This is a genomic window from Alteromonas stellipolaris (genome assembly GCF_001562115.1).
Classification (GTDB): Bacteria; Pseudomonadota; Gammaproteobacteria; order Enterobacterales; family Alteromonadaceae; genus Alteromonas; species Alteromonas stellipolaris.
Genome location: NZ_CP013927.1, coordinates 41,099 through 63,587, shown reverse-complemented (window position 1 = coordinate 63,587; position 22,489 = coordinate 41,099). Strand labels below are relative to the sequence as shown.

The window sequence follows — 22,489 nt, the reverse complement described above, 5'->3', positions numbered from 1 at the left end:
CTTGTGATTAGATGAATGCAAGCAACGTTAGTGTCGTAATTGGTGCCATTCCAAAGGCAAAAGAGAGTAAACCTGACAAACCAAGTCTATTAAGAAATACTGCCAGTAATATTGATTCCCAAACTGTGAAAACTGAAATCAAACTTCCTAATGTCGACCCAATGTTAAGACTTGTATAAAGCTGACTTATTTGTGCAAGTGTCAGTGGAGAAAGAAGCGTGTAACTGATTTCACCTGTACTTGAGTGGAATATAGAAATAATCGATATGATTTTGGCTATGCAGACAGGCATTAGTAACCACGAAGTCCAAACCAGCGATTTTCTAAACGTCATTTGCTGACCTGAAAACCATTTAGCGACAATAAACAAATATGCAGCAGAAAATAAGCCGATTAATATCCATGTCAAAACTTCGACCGTTGATGTTATATACGCCTGTGACCCGTGCATATCTAATAATAGACTTTCAGCGACGTTGTATTCTGATTGCGAAATGTCTTGTTTTTGAGCAAGCTGCTCCTCAACAAAGTATTCAGGGCTTACTCGTTCGAAGTAAGCGTAGTTGGCCATGAATATCAATAGAGGTATTAACAGAATTGGCGCCCAAAAAGCACCGAAATCGCTGGATGATTTAGTAAAGACTTTCCTTGGCTCTACGTATATAGAGTAAATATCAGTAAAAATTGATTTAGTAACAGCGTACATTTTGACGACCCTCAATATCAATATCGGAACGATGTATATCTATTTCGCAACGTTTTAAATTAATGACGTTATTCTTGACGAAAATTTACAATTTTCGAATAGACAGCCCATGTCAAAATTATGTCAAACGCGTCAGATAAGCCGCCATTACCACGACAGCGACACGACAGCAGCAGACTCAAGATTATTAGTCACTGTTTTTAAAGAGATTTTATTTTTGAGGGGAAAATAATTAAAAAAAGGAAGATTTAGGCTTTTTTACATGGCAGTGCTTGAATTTTCGTTTAAAGGTGAATTTTTCTTAAAATCACGACACCACAATCACTAAAAACCATACTATGGTAAGCAGGTGCAGCTAATAGAACCTGTGTTTATGGCTTTAATTTCCACTAAAAAACCCGCCGAAGCGGGTAGCCGGAGAATAAAGATCAGAGAAGGATAACTAAGATTGTTCCAAACTCTGTTCATCATTTTTCTTAAATAGAGACTTAATAAGCTCTTTCACTTTTTCTGCAAGCTCGGATAGGCGTTCTTTTAAATCATCATTTAATAAGTCATCTTGATTACTCAATGATGAAGCTCTATTGCCAATATTTTCAAATCTCTCTCGTTGCGATTTATTTAAGTCACTCCCCTCAAATCCCATATCAAGAAACTCCTGAAAGTCCTTATTCATAGTAGCTTTAAGGTTATCCGTGAGGTTTTCACTATTTCGCTCAATGTTTGAAAGGTGGTTTTCTTGCTTAGCGAGAAAAGTGTCGACGACTTTATCTAAAACAGCGCCATTAGCTTTCAATTGTTGGTCTTGAGCATTAACCGTTGATTGTAATAGCTTAGAGTTAATTGTAGCCGCTCCATGTTTAACATGGGACATAAAGAAGTTACCTAGTGAGGACAATAAGCCTGGGCCTTGCTGACTCGCCACGGGGGCTGATTGTGCAGGTCCGAAGGCGGTGGCTTTTTGCGCTTGTGGCTGAGCCATATCAACGGCTTGCGTAATACTTGGTGTGGGCGTCTGTGCGCCATATTCAACCTGTCGCCTATTATAAGTATGTGGGTCTATCGTAGCTTGAGTTGTTGCACTATTTGTTTCAGGTTGAGTCTCATCAAGGTCAAAGCCATCTAAGTCGAATTCTAGCCCTTCCGTGTTTGCGTTTTCGTCGCTTAACTCGATGTCTGCTTCGTTAATTTCTTCAGCATCTTCTTCGGCTTCATCTTCGACTTCTTCGCTCACATCATCTGCATTATCAAGTTGTACCGTTGCATCTCGATTGGCATCATCGCTTTCATTTGTATTTTCGTCGGTATCAATTTCAACCGTTTCACTTTCCAAGTCTAAATCAAATTCAATAGCTTCAGCTGTGGTGTCAGTTTCATCGGGGGTGAACGGGCTCTGCTGAGTTTCAAAAACTAACTCTTCGGGCTCTATCCCTTCACTATTGTCGGCATGATTGCTCTGTTCACTTTCAAATGGCTGACCACTTTCATCAATTAATGCGTCTTCTATCTGATCATCTAAATCAAATTCAATGCTTTCCGTTGGTTGGCTTTCATTTTCAGCCAATTGTTCTTCAATATTTTCTGATTCATTTGCGTCTAAATCAAACTCAACACCTTCATCAGAAAGGTTTTGAACATCTTCTGTCGACGTTGAATCCGCATTGTTATTGATTTCATCTTCAATGCTTTCGTCAGTTTCATTATCGTGGGTTTGCTCGGACTCCAACATCTCACTTTCTATTTCAAGAAGTGCATCTTCAACTAGCTTGTTTACATAATCTGAGTCTATTTCATCATCAGCACTTTGGTTCACCATATCGCCGGCTTCACTTTCCACCACGTCCATAATGGGATTTTCTTCGTCCACTTCAAACGGCACGTTTTCCTCGAAAACCACTTCTCTATTTTGCTCTGATAGGAATTCATCGATGAGAGAGTCAGATTGTTCATTGCTCTCACTTTCAACACTTTCTTCTGCATCAGTGTCGGGCAATACCACCTGTGTATCGTCAGTGACATTGTTAATGGCGGATTCTGCTTCTTCGCTAAGTTCTTCCATCAACTCTTCATCAATTTCAGATAACAAAGCTTCATAATCTTCTTCATTTTCGGTGAGTAACTCGTCGTTATTATCATTTTCGTTCATGATTCAATAGCCTTGGGTGGTAGAGGTGTCATTCATCATTACACCCCTGAAAAGTTTAAAAAACAGACTGCGTGATGAGATGATTCACTGAAGAATCATTTAAAGGCTTCATTCGCTATATCGAGCGCAGCAATAACATTTTCGGTGGTGAGTAATTGATAAAGGGCATTGTATTGGGCAGTTTCTACCTGCTTTGCATTGACCATTCTGTTTCTAAGGCCGTGGGCATTTAACTGTGCGGTATCATTAATGTAATCAGCTTGCAGAAGTGCGTCAGACTCTATACCTCTTACTAAACTATCAATGCTGCCCGAAGTACTTTCGCCAAGTGTCGATAGTGCTTCGTATGCTTCATCGTCTCCAAACTCGTAATAGTTAAAGTAACCTCCCGTAATACTTCCTAGAAGTTCAGCGTGAACAGCATCAAAGTCATTATCCGCAAAACGGTCTATATTCTGATAAGACAGGTATTGAGCATATTCATCGGCACTCTCCCATGGAGCTAATTGCGCGAGTAGGTTGTCTTTTGTGTCTAGTTTGGAAACCACGGCTTCTTTTTGTGTACGATTCCCCGTTTGATTGACCATGCCTTCTTGTACGATAGTAGCGAAGTCGTAGCTATCGACTGCGAACGAATCGATTTGTGAAAGCGCCTCAATGACAGGCTCATCAGTACAATCGGTACATGCAGATTGCATTATCATTTGGTTTTCTGGTGCTGAATGAATCCCGTATAGGTAGTCATTGTGGAAAAATTCATTCGCCTTAACGGTGTTCTTACTTGTTTCATGGATAGTAGAATTGATGACATCAACAAAATTAGCTAGGGCAACCGCTTGTTGCTCGTTGCCTCCTGCAATCTGATTTACAGAAGCATCCAACCCAGAAAGAATCCCCATGTAATAAGCAGCGACCTCACTAGACATTTCGGCAAAGGTTTCACTAATTGTCTGGGCCATGTCATTTCTTGCGCTGATTAGGCTTTGGCAGGTAGTCGTCACGGTGTTTAAATCGCTGACTACCTGGGCGGCCAAGTTGGTCATTTCCGCACCTGAACATTCCAAATCACAAAATGGCATACACGCTTCCCAAGCAGATGAAGTAGGTGAATGACCAATCCCGACTACTAGAACCAGTAGGATAAATACATTATTCATCATATGTGGTCGCCGCCTCCCCTACTTGTTGCGCAGTTTTCATTGAAAGAAACATGCGGAGACGTTGGGACTTTAATTGATTGAGAACCGTGTACTCTCGAAGAAGACCGGTATGGTTTGATGAAGAAATGCCGTTCATAGCATCGATACTGGTCAAACCCAGCAAAGAAAACTCTCTGCTATCACTGGTGAGGGTGTCTTCTGTGGTTTCTTTAAGAAGAACCCCGCTTGATAGGGAGTCAATAACACCCCAGAAAGGAAGTATGTTGCTTTGCTCGTTGTGCGTATTGGCTAGTTTAGTCGCTATCAGGTACACATCATCGTTTGTGATATTAGCGAGCATTTGTTGCGCCAATAGATCATCTGACAAATTGGTTTTTTCATTAAATGAATTAGCCCAATTATACAAAGCGCTTTCTTCTTTCAGCCCCTCCACTTCTTGCAGGGTTTGTGAAATTTGGTAAGCACTATCTTGGCTATTTACTTCTAATTCATTTCGTTCGCTGATTGAATTTAGCAAAATAGCACCGCTATAAGTTTTACTGTGCTCACCATATAAACCGTCGTTCTTGCTGATTTCAGCGAATAACGTTTGTGCACTAAACGCTTCATGAAATGCCGCATTAACTGACTCAGCTAAGGCCTCTAACCCTTTTTGAGTAAGCGTGATGGAGAATTCAATCTTATTTGTTAAAACATCCAGACCGGAGAACATGCTAGTGAAATACGAGGTATAGGCACTACTGACATTGCTGTAATGTGTCGCTATGTTGTCGTTTAATGTATTGGTTTCAACTGTTAAATCTTCTAGGTGAGATTGGGTGGTATTTAAGCCACTGGACATATCACTTCCCCAAGTGGTTAATGCAGCGCCTGCACATTCATTATCACAAGGAATGATGCCGCAAACCGCACCAGAACAGCATGGGCCTAACCCGAATGTGGCTTGAGAAAAGGGGGCGAAACCAAGAAGACATGAAAGTAGAACTAAACGTTTCATTCTTTTACTCCCAAGGACTTGAGTAACACATTGTCTTTTTGTGCATCGACCAAAGAGCTCAGCAAATAATTCTGCATGTTCACTTGGTTTACTTGTTCTCTTAGAAGACCTACATCATTCAACTTGGCCACATCGTTATACCAGGCCTCAGAAAGCAACTTACGGTCTGATTCTGACTTGATGAACTCTTCTATTGAGGTCAAATCATTCTCAGATTCAATTTGAGAATAACCGCTATTCCACCCTTCTGTAGAAAGTAATGGCGCTTTCATCAGAACGAACTTTGCTAGCACTTTGTACGCTGCAGCTTTTCGCTCAATGAAACTGTTATATGCAATTTGTTCCTCTGTAGAAAGGTTTTCATAATCCAGTGGGTCGGGTAACACCACTATCATCATGGTGTCGAGTAATGACGTCGTGACTTCTTCCGTTAGTAAGCCAGTTGAAAGCTGAGACATTAGTTCTTCATTTTCGTCCATTAGCTCTAACGCCTTCTCGCGGCGTAATCGCGTAGTTTCCTCCCCTTTTTCCACTACATAAGCCCACTCTTTGAACTTAGAAAGCTGGTCATCTAACATGCCGTTAAACTCAACTAACGCTTCCGTAAGATGTTCAGACCGGTTAACGGCTATTGCCAATGAAAGTGGCATGGACTTAGGGCCATAGGTGTCTCTGTTTTGGAAAATTTGCGCCATTTTTGACTGATTCTTAGCGTTTTCGCTAATTGTGCCGGTGATCGTATCAGTCAGATTTGCCAGTGTTGAAGTGGTCGCCTCGTTAGTGAATTCTATTTTTTTAGATGCAGCATCCAGGCTCGAAAGCAGCTGAATTTGATTGGTATTTAAGATAGAAATAAACGAGGTACTAGCGGCATTAAGTGTCGTATTAACAGTCTGCGTAGCAGTTACCGTTTGGCTCGCAGTAGAATTTAAAGTAGAAAGCGCAGATGATATTTGTGTTGAAGCTGATTGAATCTTTGCTTGCAAACAAGTATCGCACCCCGTAGCTAGGGCATTTGCGCTACTGAACGCTAAAGTAATACCAACAAAATATCTAATTCCCGTCATCATCACTGTCACCTGTCACTGCGTCCCAAAGCCTATTTTGGTCAAGGACTGATTCAATTTTTTCTTCGGTAGCTTCACGTACCGCGTGTTTTGATACACCATTTTGTATAAGGAAAGCTTCGTCCATTGCCTTTTCGGTATATCGGAATGGTGTAGGTTCTAACGACTCGCCAAATACTTTTTCAACAACTTCTGCTTTGGCTTCTTCATCAGTCAGGCGGACACGACTGTCGGAGAGCTCACTAAAGCTTGAGATAGAACTAGCTTGTTTAATGCTAACGCTACCTAGGCCATAAGGGGCTTCAAGATTGGTTTCTAACATTGCAGTTAACTCATTTGCACGGTCTTCTACAGCGCTACAAACTTGGTTGATTAATTTGTCTTTTAAGCCTGAATAAATTTCAGTCCAAATCGATGTCGGATCGATAGTCATAATAGACAAATCAATAGAACGGATATTGTCCAAGCACCCTGCTTCAACGGCACTCTCAGGGTCTTGCATAAGCTCATCAACTACATAGTTAGCTGATTGATTCATGTCTACCCAAATCGCCTCAATCTGAGCTTGTTGGGAGCAAGCTAGCGATGTATCACCATCAGGGCAGTCATAGATTGAATCGTCAGCGAGAGCTTGGTTTGTCACAGCACACAACATTGCTATTAAAAGTTTACCTTTCATCCGATATTTCCATACTTTTCTAAAGTTTGTTTAAGGGCGTGCTGCACCAGTGCTAACCGATCAACACCAAGGGCTTGGTTCAATGTGGCTTGTTGGTTTGCAACACGTAGCCTATCCAGAAAAATAAAGGCCATTCTGCCCAGCTTAGGATCATCAGCCTTACCTGCTGCAAAATTGGTGAGTGCTGCAATGAATGTGGGATAGGTCTCGCCAATCCCATGCAGGATTGGAAATACCTTCTCAGATGTTATGAATGCCAATACGACCATGGATTGTCGAAGGCCATCTTCACTAAATAGATAAGCTTCGTCTTGGCGAAGTAGCTGCGATGCCCATAATTCAACTTCTGCAGCGATATTAACGTTGTGGTCTAGAGTCCAATGTTCACGTTCAATGAGATAGTCAACAAACCCCCTAGCGTCTTCTCTTGATGACCAATATTTATCAATAGATTCTTGGTCAATACGCAGAGTGCTAGACATAAACAAAATGCTCCCATATCCGGAATTAGATTGCGGAATATATTCTCGAAAGGACAATAGTGTTTAACAGGTAGGTGCACGGTTCAATTTCTGGATGTCACCATATCCGGAAACATCGTTTATGATTTGGAGATTACGATGAAAATGACGCGCTGCGGTTTCTTCTTTGCCATTGTAGGTCTACTTATCGCGCCAGCATGCTATGCGGATATTGCGATTAGCGTCAGCAATAGCGAAGACTTTTCAGTTCAGTTTTACCGGATAATTTTTGGTGAAGTAGCCAGTACGATGCTTGGTGAAGAGGTTGCTATTACATCGCCCGACTCTGTTCTGGCTCAGATGATGTTAGTGTGGAATGAAACGCTCAATTTCCTTTGTATTGTGATGGTGATTTTCAATGGAATTGGCTGGTGGATCAACTCCAATTCAGAATCACGCAAAAACCAATACGACTCTTTTGGCCTCCCTATTCGTTTCCTTATCGCAATGATTGGCTCTGTACCTCTAGGTCATGGGTACTGTGCAGTTCAAATGGTTCAATTTAAAGCACTCGCCGCTGGAATAGAGCAAGCAAACACCCTTGCCAATATCGTATATGACAGCATGAATGCAGGTGGTGACATTACTGGCGCCGCTGCTTACCTAGAAACTGACAAAGTGGTTAATGAGCTGTTCATGTCACATATCTGCATGCAGCTTCTTAATAGCTATGAGGGTGAGCAATTAATTGATAGGAACTCATACTCGCGAATTGCAGAAGATAGTGATGTAAACAATGGCGCATTCTTTTCTGAATACGTTATGGAAATCGGAGAAGACTCTTGGTGGGGGGACTATGATGAAAAAGAATGCGGTGCCTATAAATTCTCTCGGGTAGAAGGTGATGCCTATGTGACGGATGGTGATGCCGAAGCAGTGCTTGTAGATGGGTTATTCGATGCCACCCTACAAATGGATATCAAGCTGGGCGATATTGCTGAAGACTTTATCAATAACACTTGGGGCACAAACAAACTCACTGACTCTGATGCAATCTCCACTTACCTCGAAAGCTCAGAAACTGATATAAATGCAGTGAAAACTTCGTATAAGACAGATGTGTATGCCGCTTTAAGTGACTATACGACCAATCGACAAGCATACGTAGATGAAAACCAAGAAGCTGTTCCGTCGCTATCTTCTAATTTCACTGCATCACAAGTGGGGTGGATAGGGCTTGGCGCTACCTATATTCTGCAATCGCTTCAATCTCAAGCCCATGTGAAATTTCTAAAAGCCAACTCTTTCCAACAAACTCAAACAATTAACCCCGACGTTTACACTATTGAAGACATTCAGGATGCCATGCAGAAAGCAGGCTCTGTAATAGGCCAGTATACGCCCACCGGTGGGGGTGATACCGAAGTAGTCGACGATTTACAATCTGAGTCATGGACTTTAATAGGTACTGCTGCGATAAGTTTCGTCGAAGGTGATGGCGATATACTGATGAACGCTGCTGATTATGGCCACACAATGATTGCTATAGGAGAGGTAATTCTCGCGTTCACAATTTTGCCTGAGTCACTTAAAGAAACCCTAGAGGATGAAGCAAAAGAAGAAACGACTTTACCCACCAGCGATATAAAGCGCTTTTTACTACATACAGGCGCTAACATTCTGGAACTAGGTTTAGGGGCGCTAGTAACGATTGCTTATGCATTGATTCTAGCCGGTATCTACTACGCTTTTTATCTTCCTTCAATTCCGCTATTTCATTGGATAGGCGGTGCACTAGGGGCCATCATTGCAGGTGTTATAAATGTTGTGCTTAGCCCACTACATATGATCGCACATGCTTTTGTAGACGGACATGGCATCATCGGTCAGCATGCGCGCCAAGGATATGCACTCATGTTTTCTTCGTTCCTGAGATTCCCAATCCTAGTAATCGGCTTTGTCGTGGTTTATCCATTAATTCTAGGCGCTGGTAAGCTCCTAATACTCTTATACAGCGTTTACGTAAACAGCTTGCTCGATGGCTATACCACGGGGATAGTCTCTTTCATTGCAGTTTTAGCGTTATTAGGTGGCCTAATGGCTACAGTTATTGAGCGCTGCTGTACCGTGATGAATGAATTACAGGATTCAGCAATACGAATGATTGGACAAGGAACAGAAGCTATAGGCGCTGATGCAATTTCTAGAGGAAGTTCGGATCGTTTTTCTACCGATTCTCAATCAATTACATCAGCTGGGATGGAGCCTTCTAAACAACAGCATCAACAAAATATTCGAAGTGATGCAATAGAAGCCAGAAATGATTTAGATAATAAACTTTAATAGATACTGGAGGCGTTTTAAACGCCTCCTCCACGAACGAAAAGCACATTCGTTAATCGCTTACGAGCTGCCCCCTTTTTCTTATATAGCGGTGTTAAGACATTAGGCGCTTTACCGTCAGATACGCCATATAATGGCAGTGAAGAAAGAAACACTGGAAAAACGACATCTATCCTTCTATCGGTAAACAAAAGTATTTGGCTTACTTCTCGTTCAGAAGCGATGCGCCAATCATTGTACCCATAGAGATTTTTTTCCGCTAAAGCTGCAATGGCTGTCTTATTCTCGATACCGTAAGGTAACTCTTCACACGAGCCATCTTTATACTCGAAACCGGAGGCACAACGCATCCACATTAATCCCGTTTGATTATCAATCGCCAAAGGACCACGCACATTAAACCGGTTTCTTAATTCATAATAACCTTCAGGATGATTAGCAAACTCAGTACTCTTGCCTTGAGCAACATTTCTCTGCTGAGAGGGAATATTAGGTACTATTTTCTTGATAGCGTTTTTTATTTCGATATCAGTTACAGTTCTATCAGGCAGTAGACTTTTAATCTCATGTAACTTTTGCTTTGTTAAGACTTCTTCAAGAGGCACGTAATCATAAGCACGAGCGTATTCAGGCTGATAACGAAAACAAGCACCAAAGACTATTAATCCAATACAAGCCGTAGAAAATAGCTGGAAAATTCTATAGTTCATAACTACCTCATTAAGTCCCATATAGTTGGTATTTTTGAAACATGGTCAACACTGAAATATGGTGCTTCTTCCCTTTTTGTTTCACCCACTAATCGAACATAGTATTTTTCGTCGCTTTTTATTGGCTTAACCTTACCCGTAGTAAAATCAACCACCTTGTACCCTCCAGAAACTGGGGCAGAGGCAAAATAACCTGCGTTTTTGGTATAAGGAAAAACACTTAAATTTATCGCTGGATACTCGCACCTACGCTCTACAATACTTTGCAATTCAGATACGGTAGGAAGTCTATAACTTTCATAAGCATTAAAGTGTTCATACTTCGCAGTAATCGATGGCAAATCTTTCAATGAAAATGGCTTTGCGGTATCGCATGAATACGCATCCTTAGCACCCAACCCACACCGCCACCAAGTTAAATTCTTCTTTCTTTGGAACACGGTCATCGCCTCGAAGGTATTCTTTTGAAGAACACCAGAAGGGTATTGCTTGTTAACCGCATTAAAATTAAATGAGAAATGTCGGTTCGATGCGGAAAAGGGTTTACCAATGTCACATCGTTGAAGATTTGAGGGCGGTGGCTCTCGAAGAGCAACAACGGATTTTTGCTTATCCGTTAACAGGAAATGTTCGCCACTCTCACTACCGATAAAGATGCCCGCTGAAAGCAGGGCAAGAGTGAATAGGATGTACTTCATTATTAGATCCTTTTTTTAGTCTTGAACATTGTATCTCAGATACAAAGGCCTGCAAAAAAAGGACTGAAGTTTATAACCTACTGAATTTAGGGAGAAACAACAACAGGCTGTAAGGTACCGTTCTCGATGATATATCCACTCATACGTGACGGTTTGGTATACAAATAGACCTCTTTATCACCTTCACTATCACTAACGATAATTGGGGTGTTGATATTTGGCTTAGTAAAGTTCTCATCGACCTCAATTTGCACCAAGCTTTGGTCCCAATCAACCACAAAAGTCATACCGTAATCTTTACCTACTTTGGCCAAGACATCTAAGAAATCTCCACCATTGGAAGCCCATGAAATCAGGGGGAAAGCATCCACTTGTTCATCTACATATGCATACCACCCATTCGGGAGCACCATATAAAACGCATCAGCAATCCGCATATCGTCACCTTCAGATTTAACAATAGGCACCGGTCTTGGTGTTCCTATTTGATAAATCTTTCCGAAGTATTCACCAGTTAAAAGACGATAGCCGGCTACAGCTTGTGGCGTCTTTGAGGCATTTTCAACAGTTTGCATGTCGATGTAAAAGTTCGCGCTGGCCGAGAAAGTTGTGACCAACAAGGTAAATAGTGTAATTTTTTTAAGCACCACTCATTACTCCTTTAAGCTGCGCAAAACCTGCGCTATGTTTTTTAGACTCATTTTTCGTACCTATTGGCTTCTGAGGCTCTTCTTCACGCATTGGTGTGATTGAAGGCGAAGGTAATTTTGGTGCAGGGGTCGTTTTCGGATTTGCAGTGAATACAGGCTCTGCATTATTTAGCTGAACCAAGTGGCTCCATTTGCCGTTATCCAAAGAATCTTCAAGATAATACCCGAGTAATATGCACCGACGCAGATACATCAGTCTAAGGAGCCCTTTCGGACGTCCTTCTACCGCCTGAACAACCTTTTTCGCGTAGCTAGGCTCTTGCATTACTGAACTAGGCAATCTGAGAGTTACGCTTTCTATTGTGCCCACACCGCTTGCCAATGCACTCTCAAATATTTTCGAGTCAGCAATCCCAGAAATTGAATTCACGTACTGTGAAAAAGCTGCGCCTGAGAAAAATATTCGTCGGATAGATTCAGGACACAACTTATCAAGGTAATGGAAAGCTTCTTTCTCGTATGCATCTGACATATTGAAAGAGATGATATATCGAGAAGCTAGGCTCATATTATGCAGCCTCGTTAGCTCTAACTAGACCAAGTAGATTGTCAAATTCAGGAAAATCACTTGATTCAAATGTCGGATATTCTTCTGCTAATTCCGTTTTTAAGCATTCGGTACCACCACCACAAAACAGCATCAAATGTAATACTTGGTCACCTAAGATTTCATCAATTACATTTAATACACGTTTCGCAGTATCTACTTTCGACATTTTCACATCTTCACCAATATCGTGCTCTTGCTTTAGAAAGGTCAATTTCTTAACATCTAATGCTTGTGAAATCGTCGCAGAAGGGATTTTGTCGAAACCAAACCTGTGTTGAATTCGCTTTTTAAGATCATCTTTAATATTTAGCACCCCAACTTCACGGGAGCTACTCAAGTCATGATTAATCATGACCTGTTGGCCAGGTACTAACACTGTTAAATCAGTAGTGTTCCCGCCGATATCACAAACCCCAATAGCGCCTGGGATTGGCTCTACATTTTCATGTCCGTTCCTAAGCATGTATGCAATAAACGCAGCCACTGCCTCAGATTGAATAGTATGACCAACGATTAGCGCTAACTGTTCACCATCAGCACTAGCAGCTTCTGCTTTGAATTTCGTTTTAACCTTATTAATATGATCAGCGTCTGGTAATCCATCCCTGAAAAAGTGAGAGATAGGTAACGTTGTATGGATATGTACATTCTTACCGCCAAACCCCGCCACTTTTAGCCCGTGATGAACCAGCGCTATCTTAAAATCTGAGTGAGCGAACCTTTTGTTTCTCGTTGCGTCATTTTCAACATACTCAGAAACTGTGTAGCTACTGCCGTCAATAATGTAAATGCCTGTCTCAGAGCCCATGACAGCTGTAAGGTGGCGGCCCATTTGGACTGATGTGCGGTATTTGAAAGCTACAAGGGTTCGCTTACCATCAACATCTGCCCAATACCCGACCTTCATTTGGTCGTAACCATCATCCATGAATACATGGTGCGTTTCTTCATCAGGTGCCCAAATAGGAGGCAAGTTAGTTAAATCATTAATAATCTGCATTGGTGAACCTCTTAGCTCGATTGACTTTAGAAACAAATCTTCGCTTTCCTGCGAGACTCGAACGAATTTGACGAAGCGTATTTAATGGACTCAAACCTCTGTACGCCGCGTATAAAAAAAATATGAAATAAAGACCTGAGAAAATAAGGAGGGGCGTTTCTCGGGAGAACCACAAGGGTATTAATGGGTAAACAATATGTGCGCTTATTTCCCATTTACCTAGCCGCATGGATGGGTTAATTCCTAAGCGCCAAAAGTGAAGGTTTGAGTAATCGTTAAGTTTTCCACTCATGCGTTTTTCCACTTGTCTATAAAGCAACTTTCATCTATGACTTTTGTGTCGAGTAGCATTTCACCTACTTTACGAACACCGGATAAATCTGATGTATTTCCATACCGGCTAACGTATTTCTTAAAAGCAGATACATCTAGCCTACCTGCAGCAAACTTTTCCTTAGCTTCCACCAATAATGGGCGCCCTGTTTCAGCCATTGCAGAAGAGATAATACGAGCGTATTTCTCTGGCGAATTTATTGAGTCTTTTAATTGGTCTTTTAATTTCTCATCAAAGAAACACCAAGACCTTATGGCTGTGCGGCCTGTGCCTTGCGGGTTCATTTCTAGACGCTGATTTACAACGGTGTCTATAGCATCGAATAAATTCACTGAGACAGACCGCTGAATGTTTGGAGGTAAGCTATCTATTAGTCTTGATAACGTTGCTTCTGTTGAATTGGTATGAACTGTTGAAATAGTGAAATGGCCAGTAAGTGTTGAACGAGCCAAGTTAGAAATTTCATCGCCATTTCTTACTTCCGACCAAAAAAGAATATCAGGGGCTCTGCGCAAAGAGCCTTGGAATGCTCGGTCGAAACTGGAAAGGTGTCTAGGTGTCTCGCTTTGTACAACATCACCCATCCGGCCATCAATGTTAGATAGATTGAATTCAATAGGGTTTTCGAATGTCAGTACATTGCTAGGGTTGTGGCAAACGTGATGAACAAGGCCAGCAGCAATAGTCGTGCTTTTCCCTGAACCAGTTTCTCCACCGACTAGCATCATGCCTACACCGGTTCTGATCCGTTCGACCAACTCTAAAGGTAGGTCTATATCTTCGATCGATGGAATCTGGTCATTTATGATTCGAATGATAAGCTCAACACCGAAATCATCGGACATTGAGTGAATTGCTGTAACGTGGCATCGACCATACAATTTACTATCGTCATGCAGTAATACGGTATGGCGAAATTTCGAGTCTTTGCCCTGCCCTAAAACACTAGCAATTGAATTTTGATGCATTTCTGAGATTAGCCCTAACGCTTCGTTCCGCTCTAAGACTCTTTCTCCGATAACTTCAATCCGCCCGTTTCTTTTACCCATCAATGGGCGCTCAGAACGAAGAATGACATCATTGAACCCATCGCTTGCGGCTTTCGCAATAGCATTATCAAACTCAATTGGCGTCATTTATAGCCCCCCTGGGGTATGAATACTGGACGCCAGTGTTTGATATCATTGATGTATGCATCATGGTTTATACGAAAACGCATGTCGTTAACGTAAATTGTATCTCCACCATTATCGATAACGAATCCATCATGGATTATCTCAGAGGTAGGCAAACCCCACATGTTTTGCAGATTTGCGAAACGATATTCATATAGGCCGTTAAGTTTGTTAGTTAACCGCTGAAAACCTTCATCTAGTATGATGTTCGCTTGCTCTTTACCCATAACCCAACCTTTATAGAAGGCCCGTTCAAAGACCTTTAACTCTTCGTCATCTTTTGGCATGAGTACACTAGGCATTGGCTCTGGTTCGTCGATTGGGTATGAGAGGTACTGCCTCCATGTGGGAGAAGATAAAACAACCTCAGCTTTATCTTCTAAAGTGTATGCAGCTACTGTTTTACGAATTTCTTTGGTGCTTTTCTTTTCAAATAATTGCGTAGTTTTAACTACCGTAGGGAGAAGTAGATTTCCATCGATAATGAATTGATTAAAGTCGGCAATCTTGTCTAAACTCGCCGCTAATTCCGCTAGTCTTTTTTGATATTTCGCATGGTAAAAATACATGCCTTCATCATTACCCCATTGAGTGGCCTGATTTTCAATGGCTTGTAGGCGAAGGTTTGCTTTTGAATCTGTAGAGCCAGAGTCTCCGGTCCTTTTTGCATTTTTATAAATTTCAGATATTACATTTTGGGCTGCTTCATCAACCCCATCACTTAAAGTAAAACTCGCATCAACAGAGTCCGATGCATTGGTTACATTGGATACTATGAGAGCTACACCACAAAGAAGGGCTCGATGTGACATTTTAAAAGCCCTCATATGTCGTTTCTATGAGATTTTCTGATGCCTTGTAAACTACAATTGCGCGCGTGCCTGTTTGCTGTCCTACATCTTCTAAAATATCGTAGAGTGGACGCATGCGCGCATCTGCAGTGATTAAAATGTTAGCGCTTGGCTTTAACCCTAGATACCTTGGCTTCTCCATACCCGCATATTTGGAAAGATGATTGATGAATGCATCTAAAGGGCCATTGTAGACTTCACCTAGATTAACTAATTGCTGCATAACGGGTAGCGCTCTTATATTAGCCTCATCGACCGCGTTCCCAGCTTCCAAGTAGCGAGCCTTTTGAAGTTGGGCAAGCTTGTTTGAATTAGAAACCATCTGCTCGGCTAATATCGCAATTTTCTGAGTAACAGGATCGATTGTATCCGGTTGCAGCTCTTGAACATGTGAAGCGCACCCTGATAGAGCCACCCCAACTAAACCAACAAATATCAATTGCTTCATCATTTTCACCGTACTTCATATGCCATATGGGAACCTAGAAAGGATGTTTGAAACCCCACAAAAGTCATTTCTAAATCATTAAATGCCTCATAGAGCATTTCCTTGACGTAAAAAGCACTTGAGTAAGCCTTCTAAGAACCCCCTTCAAAACTATTAGTTGGTAGCTTATCGAGATGGCAAAGCTCGACAACTTATTTCCGGATATGGCAGAAGTTTGTTGTTAAGTAGGTGATTTTTGCATTGATAGAATAGGTTTTACGATGTACTAGAGAAATTGAAATGCCTGATAAAAAATCAATATCTAGAGAGCCTTCTACTGAGGAAGCCTATCAAAAGAGAGTTCGCTACTTATTCGGCCAAGTAAAAAAATCATGTTCTGACGTTTCACCTGACTCAGTTTATGAATTTGTCTCGAACATGATTCCAACCAAAAGTTACTCGTGGCTAAGAACCATTAAAGCAAGTCTCGTAATGTATTATGAGAATCACTCAATGATTTCAGAGGCAGAAAAGATTAATAGCTTGTCATCAGATGAATGCAAGCGCAGTAACCTTCAAACTAGTTCAAAGAAAAAGAAAAATATTTCTGAAAAGAAATTGGCAAAATTAGATCTGTTTTTTGAAGAGAAAATTAAAACCTCATCCGATACTTTATTAAGCCCAGCTTATGCTTTTATCAAAGCTACATTACATTGTGGGCTGCGGCCTTCGGAATGGCAAAGCGCCGAACTTGTCGAGTCTACTGAGTCACTGCTAAAAGCAACTGAAGGATTGGGGGTTTACAGCGGTAAGTTCCCTGCGATGACAGTCATAAATGGTAAAGCAACTAACGGGCGCTCTTTCGGGAAGTATCGAATATTGGATCTCTCAGACTTCACTGACAAGCAAAGAATGTTTGTTAGTCTAGCAATATATTATGCAAGTGGCATAAACAAGACCGACTTCGATTGGGATGCGTTTTATAACAATGTGCGCGTTACAATTAATCGAGTAATTTCTAGCAACTTTCCTAGTTTAAAAGGTCTTAGCCTATACACTTTTCGACACCAGTGTATTGCCAATTTAAAGCATGCTGGTTACTCGCTAGAAGAAATCGCAGTCATCGTAGGCCATGGAACCGATCTTACTGCTTCACAACACTATGCTAAAAAGCGATACGGACACACATCAACAAATTTGGTTAAACCAAATCACGCCGACATTCCTCGAATTAAAAATATATTACATTTAAAGTTGAAACAAAGAGGCTCTTTAGAGATTCGCGAGTAGCTTTATATAGCCTCTATTAATTTTAATAAGTAAACTGACAGTTCAGCTAATAGAACTTAATCAAGTAAGCCAAACTCAAACGTATCTCGATTTTGAAAGTTGGTGCAAAACCCCACTATTCTACTCGATGATGTGGGGCTCACATTAGACTTTTTTGATTAAAAGGTTAGGTTGAATCTTTCTCGGAAGTAATCCAATACTTTAACATCAAGGAATGATTGTGAAACTCATACTACTCGTCTTTATCGTAATTCTCGCAGGGTGTTCATTTAAAGAAGACTCACCAGAAACAAGACTAATGGATCTAATCGAACAAGAAAATCCAGTTGCCGTAGATTGGGTAAACAGCATGGGTGGTAAGGGGAAAAAGTTTAAATGGTACTATTCAACAGAGGACTACAAGAACCTCAGTGGGCTGAATGATGCATGCAATACATGGTTTGATGCCGCATCTCCTGATGTCAAAGCCGCTATAATAACAACAATAGAAGGCGACGCAAGAGGCGCTGCTCTACCCAACGTATTAAACTCGTTTGAGTCAAATTCAACCGAAGCAGACATTACTAGATACATGGAATATTTCACAGGAAGCTATACTTTCTTTGTGAATCCGACATATAAGACACGACAATACTTCTTAACAAGCAAAATTTCACAGTCAGAGGAAAGCAACATTAAGAAGGTACTTACCGCAGAATCTAAAGACAATAATTTCGTTGCCTGTTTTACGTTCGCGCCGTTCTTAGGTGCAATTGGTTTTGAAGGATTTTCGAAAGACACATATGAAAGACTAGCAAACGTAATATCGACTAAGAACAGAAGAGAATTGCTAGGGCAATAGTATGACTTTCAATCATAACCAGTAACAAACTAATTAGAAACGCTACAAGTATTATCTAACCAGACGGTGTTTCTTTAAACACACTTAAGCTATATCGGAATCGATGACCACCCGAACATGCGGAGTGATGTGTTTAGCGAAACACCTCTATCAGTTCGCTATACCTACGCCACTGACATTCAGTATTAATAGGCCTGAGAGACATTTTTCACATGTCCGACTACCCAGTGTAGGTGCTATAGCTCACTACTTAAGTTGGTTTCAATTCGGGAAACTAAGTTTGTTTTCATCGTCATTGCCTTTGTATAGTGTTCTTATAAAAGGAATCCTTCAAGCAACTACACACAAACAGGTGTCAAACCCTCGATTTAGGAAATTTAACATACCACTAATACTGCGAGAGTAAGGCAGATATACCCGCAGCGCTTCCTTAAAATTGCAGTATAAGTGAGCTCTTATTCAAAATGTACCAGTCGTTTTTATTACTTTGCCTTCGTTGAGTGATAAATAATTATTTAAAAGCTATAGTCACCGCAGCACTCTATGGTTTATCAAAATAAGTATTTGGCGCGAATGTAGGGAAGAAATTATGTGTGGGATGTGTATAGAAGCGGCAACTCTTGAATGTATCAAAGGTGGAAGAATACAAATAGACTTAGCCAAGACTACCTATGGTGAAACTAGTGATGCGTATTTAGAACCCCACTGCCTTGCAGAAGTAGCTATCGGGTCCGAAAACCACATTAGCCTTCTTTTAGAAGAGCATCCTAAGAGTCCTTCTATTATTTGGGCAGTACTCAATGCGAATCAGAAACGGGCTTTTAGTGAAATAGAGTACGAGATAGCCTTAGACGTTCTCACGATTTCCGTACTTGAAGAGCCACCTGTTATCGAAAAATCATTAAATAAAACACTACCCCACCTTTTATCTTTTCTGAAATGCTTCCCACTCCAAGCAGCCTGTGATTTAGATGGTTTGTTTGAAAACATAAAAGCACGAGACGACTTGCATTTAGTCATTTCAGATGCGGAGATTTTGATCTCCTACCTTTGTGGAAACTACATCTCAAGATATAGCGAATTCAAATTTGATATTTTTACTCAGGAAGTTAATGGTGTAACAGATGATCAGGTCAATGACATTTTCAATTTGTGTCCGGTTTCAATCTTTTTAGCCAAATGGCTATTAGAAAGATTAAAGCCAAATCATATAGCACATGAGCTGATACCTATTTTCGAAGCGCCAGTACCTTATTTCACTTCTTATTACATGGCTTGGCGTAGACATGCGACTTTGTGGCTTTATCAAAATAAATCGGAAAGTGAGTTTCTTTACTTACTTCCCGTCATGTATGTAGAGGCGCTATTTCATTTGAAGCAGGTAACTCCAATTTCAGAACGACTATCAAATGAGATTGATAAGAGGGTCAAGCATGAGGGACTAGGCTGCTAAAACGACAGTGTATGCATAACGTATTAGACTGTTATTTTTAAACCTTAACCTAAACAGCAATCCAACCTTTCAATGGATTTTTTGAGGGCTTACACGTACCTGCTTTGACCATGACCTCATCGGGAAATTACTTTTTATAGGTTGGCATTGGAACAGGTTTGCAGCCGAACAGTCTTGTGACAATTGCGAGATATTCATTATGTGCCTGTACACACCGACTTAGATATTCTGCTGTAAAAGCATGACCGGTTTCTGTTAAACAGTCTTCTTCATTTCTCATTCTCTCACCCAGCTCTCTAACCATTTCAGGTTGAAGGGGATACGCGCAATAGTGTGGTAGAAAGTTGTCACTCTTAATCATCAGTCAATCCTAGCCATATTTAAGTTATGTACAGCGTATCGGAATGTGAATTCGCAGCAAAAAAACGTCTCATACATATGAAATTATCATGCAACAGCCTAGCAAACGCTCTTTAGGACATAGTAAATGCTCTCTCCACATCAGCTAATGCTATTTAGAAGACGATAAGAGTTGTTTTGAGCAATAGCCTGCCCGATACGACTACGCAAAAGCGCCCTGCGCACATCAAAAGACAAATGGCGCACTGATATATCGCCCACATTATAAGAATGTTGGGTTGTCACCACCGATTTGTATAAGGCGAATTTAGCTTGGTTCTCAATTTGATTAGTAAAATACCTGATTAACAATCATCACAATAATGTGTTTTTGTAACACTCAAAATATTGCCCTTTTAGCCTTCAAAATCGTGTTATTGAAACAGCTTTAAATAGTGTTTTTGAAATTACAGTAACGTAGGGAGTAAGAATTAAATGGCGACAAAAGCACGAATGAAATTTGAAAGGAAACTGATATGCCGCAGGGAGCGATAGCGAAAACGCATATAAGGTTTCCGCTGCGCTTGAAATCGACTCAGAGTGCGGCTAAAAGCGGCTATATAGCGAAAACTTTTATTAGCGCTGCCATTAGGTGCGCTGAGTAAAGTGCGCCTCACGTTGCACAGAATTGCCGTATTTGATTCTTTGATATATTTTCCTCTTCGAATCCAAGTTGCTTGCACAGGCCCAACACCCCCTCCAATGTTTTATCGATAACTGAGCAACAACGCTGAGTATTGATTAGTGAATTACCTTTTGAAGACACAAGTGAGACTTCATTAGTCACCACATTGAAACCGGCATTAAGTGTTATGCCATTCACTACACGAGAAGTTACAGGTATCGATTTAGGCGCAATGATTTGTTTCACCCCCTCATGGGTATCGAACTCATAAACGAAGTTATCGTGAGAATTGTTAACACGGGTATGCGTATTAAATCCTGGGCCACCCGCATTACGAATTTGCGTATCGAGTGGGCATACAAAAAGAGGGGTAACAGTATTCATGTTCGCGCCTAGTAAAGTGAGTGACTAATACAACGTGCCTATAAAAGATAGAGTTGCAAAAAAGGGGCGCACCCCCTTATGCCCTATACCAGTAATTCTTTAATTGAGTTGATATGTTTAAGCCCTTCGGGTTTACAGTTATGTTTAGGTTTTGCGGTAATGGTTTCAGCCACACAGAGATTTTCAGGATTGTGTTTTGCGTACCAGACTTTCTTTTTACGGTGATATCGAAAGGCCGAGACATTGAGACTGGCGAGCACTTCTTCATTGGGCTTACCTGAGAAGTGAATTTCAATCCCTTGTAGGGCTTCGTTGAATACTATGCGAGGTTCTGTGTTTGGTTGTTCGTTATTACTGGTGTTTGTAACAGGAGCCGCTTTACCCAGTAGAGCATCACAGATAGTTGCGCCATTAGGAACGTACTTAGCGCCATAACCAAATAGGTTCACCTTATACACCATCCAGCCATCAGCGAATTCATTAGAGCATTCTTTGAGATAGGCGCGTTTAGAGCTGTATGAGCGTTTGTGTTCCATATCTTTAGGCAGGTCAGCTAGGTGAGCAACCGGCGCATAGCCTTTAGCGGCCTTACGCATTTCGGGGAATAGGTTGCGGGTATGGGTAGACCACCCGATAACAACGGTTTCGTAGGTATTGGCACCATAGTAATCTTCAAGAGGGTTACATGCGTTCCCCACCCGCTCAGCGACGATAACGGCTTGTGTGTTCTTAGGCATATGTGAATCGATGTAGGAGACGAACTGAGCAAATGCATCATCAGCGGCTTTGCGTTTAGTTTCGGCTTCGTTGTGCTTGCGTTGCTCTTCGGATTTTACAAAGGCGACTGCATCATTTATTTGGCCAATGGTCAGTGGTGGGCGGCTATCAGAAGTCGACACACGCGCTTGGTCGACATTCATCAGTTTCCATTCGTCTTGAAAGTTATCATGGGCAAGTAAGGTGTAATTGACTTGCTTGGTACGTTTGCCAGAGTGCAGGTCAATGGCATGTCTGCCGGTGTCATTAACGTCTACGACATAGGCATCCACATACCCTTGCATTTTACTGGTATCGAGGTAGCGGCCGATAATTGGATCGTACGTTTGCGTATCGCCAGGGCTAGCAATAAGTGCTTGAAGCATCGCTTCACAGAAAGCAAAGTTTTGTATTTCGTGTTCTTCATCCCCTACATAGCAATTACCATAGAGAATATGACGGGCAGTGCCGTATACCTCTGCACGGGTGTAGGTGATATCGGTGGTAAGGTCATTGCACCACGGCGCTGGTTCTGCATTTTCATAGCGGGCCATGTATGAATCAGCATTTTGTTTATAAAGACATTGGCCTAATTCGTGACCGGACATTTTTGGCATGAACGTGGTATGTTCACGCACAAAGTTACCGATGGCCAAACAGGTTTCGCGACTGGATAAATCTAATGACATGGTGAGTTCCTTACTGGACGGTGAGTACAGGAAGAACG

The 22,489-nt window shown here is 41.3% G+C and carries 21 protein-coding genes; 4 read left to right on the top strand and 17 right to left on the bottom strand.

All coding sequences use genetic code 11. The features are described from left to right. Window positions 1-7: 7 nt before the first annotated feature. The 7 genes from AVL57_RS20110 to AVL57_RS20080 form a co-directional block, all read right to left on the bottom strand. Window positions 8-706 (bottom strand): YIP1 family protein, encoded by a 699-nt coding sequence (locus AVL57_RS20110; RefSeq protein WP_061093675.1) that lies wholly within the window; start codon window positions 704-706, stop codon window positions 8-10. Window positions 707-1,148: 442 nt separating this feature from the next. After that, window positions 1,149-2,852 (bottom strand): hypothetical protein, encoded by a 1,704-nt coding sequence (locus tag AVL57_RS20105; protein ID WP_061093674.1) that lies wholly within the window; start codon window positions 2,850-2,852, stop codon window positions 1,149-1,151. A gap of 95 nt (window positions 2,853-2,947) precedes the next feature. Then, window positions 2,948-4,012, bottom strand: coding sequence for a hypothetical protein (locus AVL57_RS20100; RefSeq protein WP_061093673.1), 1,065 nt, complete (start codon window positions 4,010-4,012; stop codon window positions 2,948-2,950). Further along, a complete protein-coding gene (locus AVL57_RS20095) occupies window positions 4,002-5,009 on the bottom strand; it encodes a hypothetical protein (protein ID WP_061093672.1) in 1,008 nt (335 codons plus the stop codon). The genes AVL57_RS20100 and AVL57_RS20095 overlap by 11 nt, the downstream gene beginning before the upstream one ends. Beyond that, window positions 5,006-6,079 carry a hypothetical protein gene (locus tag AVL57_RS20090; protein ID WP_061093671.1) on the bottom strand — a complete coding sequence of 358 codons (1,074 nt, stop codon included), beginning with the start codon at window positions 6,077-6,079 and terminating at the stop codon, window positions 5,006-5,008. The genes AVL57_RS20095 and AVL57_RS20090 overlap by 4 nt, the downstream gene beginning before the upstream one ends. Further along, window positions 6,063-6,755 carry a hypothetical protein gene (locus tag AVL57_RS20085; protein ID WP_061093670.1) on the bottom strand — a complete coding sequence of 231 codons (693 nt, stop codon included), beginning with the start codon at window positions 6,753-6,755 and terminating at the stop codon, window positions 6,063-6,065. Before AVL57_RS20085 ends, AVL57_RS20090 begins: the two co-directional genes overlap by 17 nt. After that, window positions 6,752-7,237, bottom strand: a complete 486-nt coding sequence (locus tag AVL57_RS20080) for a type IVB secretion system protein IcmW (RefSeq protein WP_061093669.1) — start codon at window positions 7,235-7,237, stop codon at window positions 6,752-6,754. The genes AVL57_RS20085 and AVL57_RS20080 overlap by 4 nt, the downstream gene beginning before the upstream one ends. Window positions 7,238-7,375: 138 nt before the next feature. Here AVL57_RS20080 and AVL57_RS20075 point away from each other — a divergent pair, with 138 nt between their 5' ends. Next, window positions 7,376-9,559: a DotA/TraY family protein gene (locus AVL57_RS20075; RefSeq protein WP_061093668.1), complete on the top strand. Its 2,184-nt coding sequence runs from the start codon at window positions 7,376-7,378 to the stop codon at window positions 9,557-9,559. 17 nt (window positions 9,560-9,576) lie between these two features. Here the strand turns inward: AVL57_RS20075 and AVL57_RS20070 are convergent, their stop codons facing one another. From AVL57_RS20070 to AVL57_RS20030, 8 genes are all read right to left on the bottom strand, one after another. Beyond that, window positions 9,577-10,269, bottom strand: coding sequence for an Lcl domain-containing protein (locus AVL57_RS20070; RefSeq protein ID WP_061093667.1), 693 nt, complete (start codon window positions 10,267-10,269; stop codon window positions 9,577-9,579). Window positions 10,270-10,271: 2 nt separating this feature from the next. Then, a complete protein-coding gene (locus AVL57_RS20065) occupies window positions 10,272-10,967 on the bottom strand; it encodes an Lcl C-terminal domain-containing protein (protein WP_061093666.1) in 696 nt (231 codons plus the stop codon). An 86-nt stretch (window positions 10,968-11,053) separates the two neighbouring features. Further along, complete coding sequence (locus AVL57_RS20060; protein ID WP_312038640.1) at window positions 11,054-11,617, bottom strand: hypothetical protein; 564 nt, start codon at window positions 11,615-11,617, stop codon at window positions 11,054-11,056. After that, window positions 11,607-12,185 carry a hypothetical protein gene (locus tag AVL57_RS20055; RefSeq protein WP_061093665.1) on the bottom strand — a complete coding sequence of 193 codons (579 nt, stop codon included), beginning with the start codon at window positions 12,183-12,185 and terminating at the stop codon, window positions 11,607-11,609. Before AVL57_RS20055 ends, AVL57_RS20060 begins: the two co-directional genes overlap by 11 nt. A 1-nt stretch (window position 12,186) precedes the next feature. Further along, window positions 12,187-13,227 (bottom strand): ParM/StbA family protein, encoded by a 1,041-nt coding sequence (parM, locus tag AVL57_RS20050; protein WP_061093664.1) that lies wholly within the window; start codon window positions 13,225-13,227, stop codon window positions 12,187-12,189. A gap of 288 nt (window positions 13,228-13,515) precedes the next feature. Continuing rightward, the gene (locus tag AVL57_RS20040) at window positions 13,516-14,697 is read right to left on the bottom strand and encodes an ATPase, T2SS/T4P/T4SS family (protein WP_061093662.1); all 1,182 of its coding nucleotides are present in this window, start codon (window positions 14,695-14,697) and stop codon (window positions 13,516-13,518) included. Continuing rightward, window positions 14,694-15,548, bottom strand: coding sequence for a type IV secretory system conjugative DNA transfer family protein (locus AVL57_RS20035; protein ID WP_061093661.1), 855 nt, complete (start codon window positions 15,546-15,548; stop codon window positions 14,694-14,696). Before AVL57_RS20035 ends, AVL57_RS20040 begins: the two co-directional genes overlap by 4 nt. Window position 15,549: 1 nt before the next feature. Next, the gene (locus tag AVL57_RS20030; RefSeq protein WP_061093660.1) at window positions 15,550-16,038 is read right to left on the bottom strand and encodes a DotD/TraH family lipoprotein; all 489 of its coding nucleotides are present in this window, start codon (window positions 16,036-16,038) and stop codon (window positions 15,550-15,552) included. A 276-nt stretch (window positions 16,039-16,314) separates the two neighbouring features. Between AVL57_RS20030 and AVL57_RS20025 the strand changes: the two genes are divergently transcribed. The 3 genes from AVL57_RS20025 (at window position 16,315) to AVL57_RS20015 (ending at window position 19,598) form a co-directional block, all read left to right on the top strand. Beyond that, entirely contained in the window at window positions 16,315-17,304 is a 990-nt protein-coding gene (locus AVL57_RS20025; protein ID WP_061093659.1) for a site-specific integrase, read from the top strand. Window positions 17,305-17,602: 298 nt separating this feature from the next. Then, window positions 17,603-18,145 (top strand): hypothetical protein, encoded by a 543-nt coding sequence (locus AVL57_RS21360; RefSeq protein ID WP_208858305.1) that lies wholly within the window; start codon window positions 17,603-17,605, stop codon window positions 18,143-18,145. A 598-nt stretch (window positions 18,146-18,743) separates the two neighbouring features. After that, the gene (locus AVL57_RS20015; protein ID WP_156454877.1) at window positions 18,744-19,598 is read left to right on the top strand and encodes a hypothetical protein; all 855 of its coding nucleotides are present in this window, start codon (window positions 18,744-18,746) and stop codon (window positions 19,596-19,598) included. A gap of 1,012 nt (window positions 19,599-20,610) precedes the next feature. Here the strand turns inward: AVL57_RS20015 and AVL57_RS20005 are convergent. Together AVL57_RS20005 and AVL57_RS20000 are read right to left on the bottom strand one after the other, a co-directional pair. After that, on the bottom strand, window positions 20,611-21,006 hold the full coding sequence (locus AVL57_RS20005) for a hypothetical protein (protein WP_061093655.1): 396 nt from the start codon (window positions 21,004-21,006) through the stop codon (window positions 20,611-20,613). An 83-nt stretch (window positions 21,007-21,089) separates the two neighbouring features. Then, a complete protein-coding gene (locus AVL57_RS20000) occupies window positions 21,090-22,451 on the bottom strand; it encodes a hypothetical protein (protein ID WP_061093654.1) in 1,362 nt (453 codons plus the stop codon). Window positions 22,452-22,489: the final 38 nt, after the last annotated feature.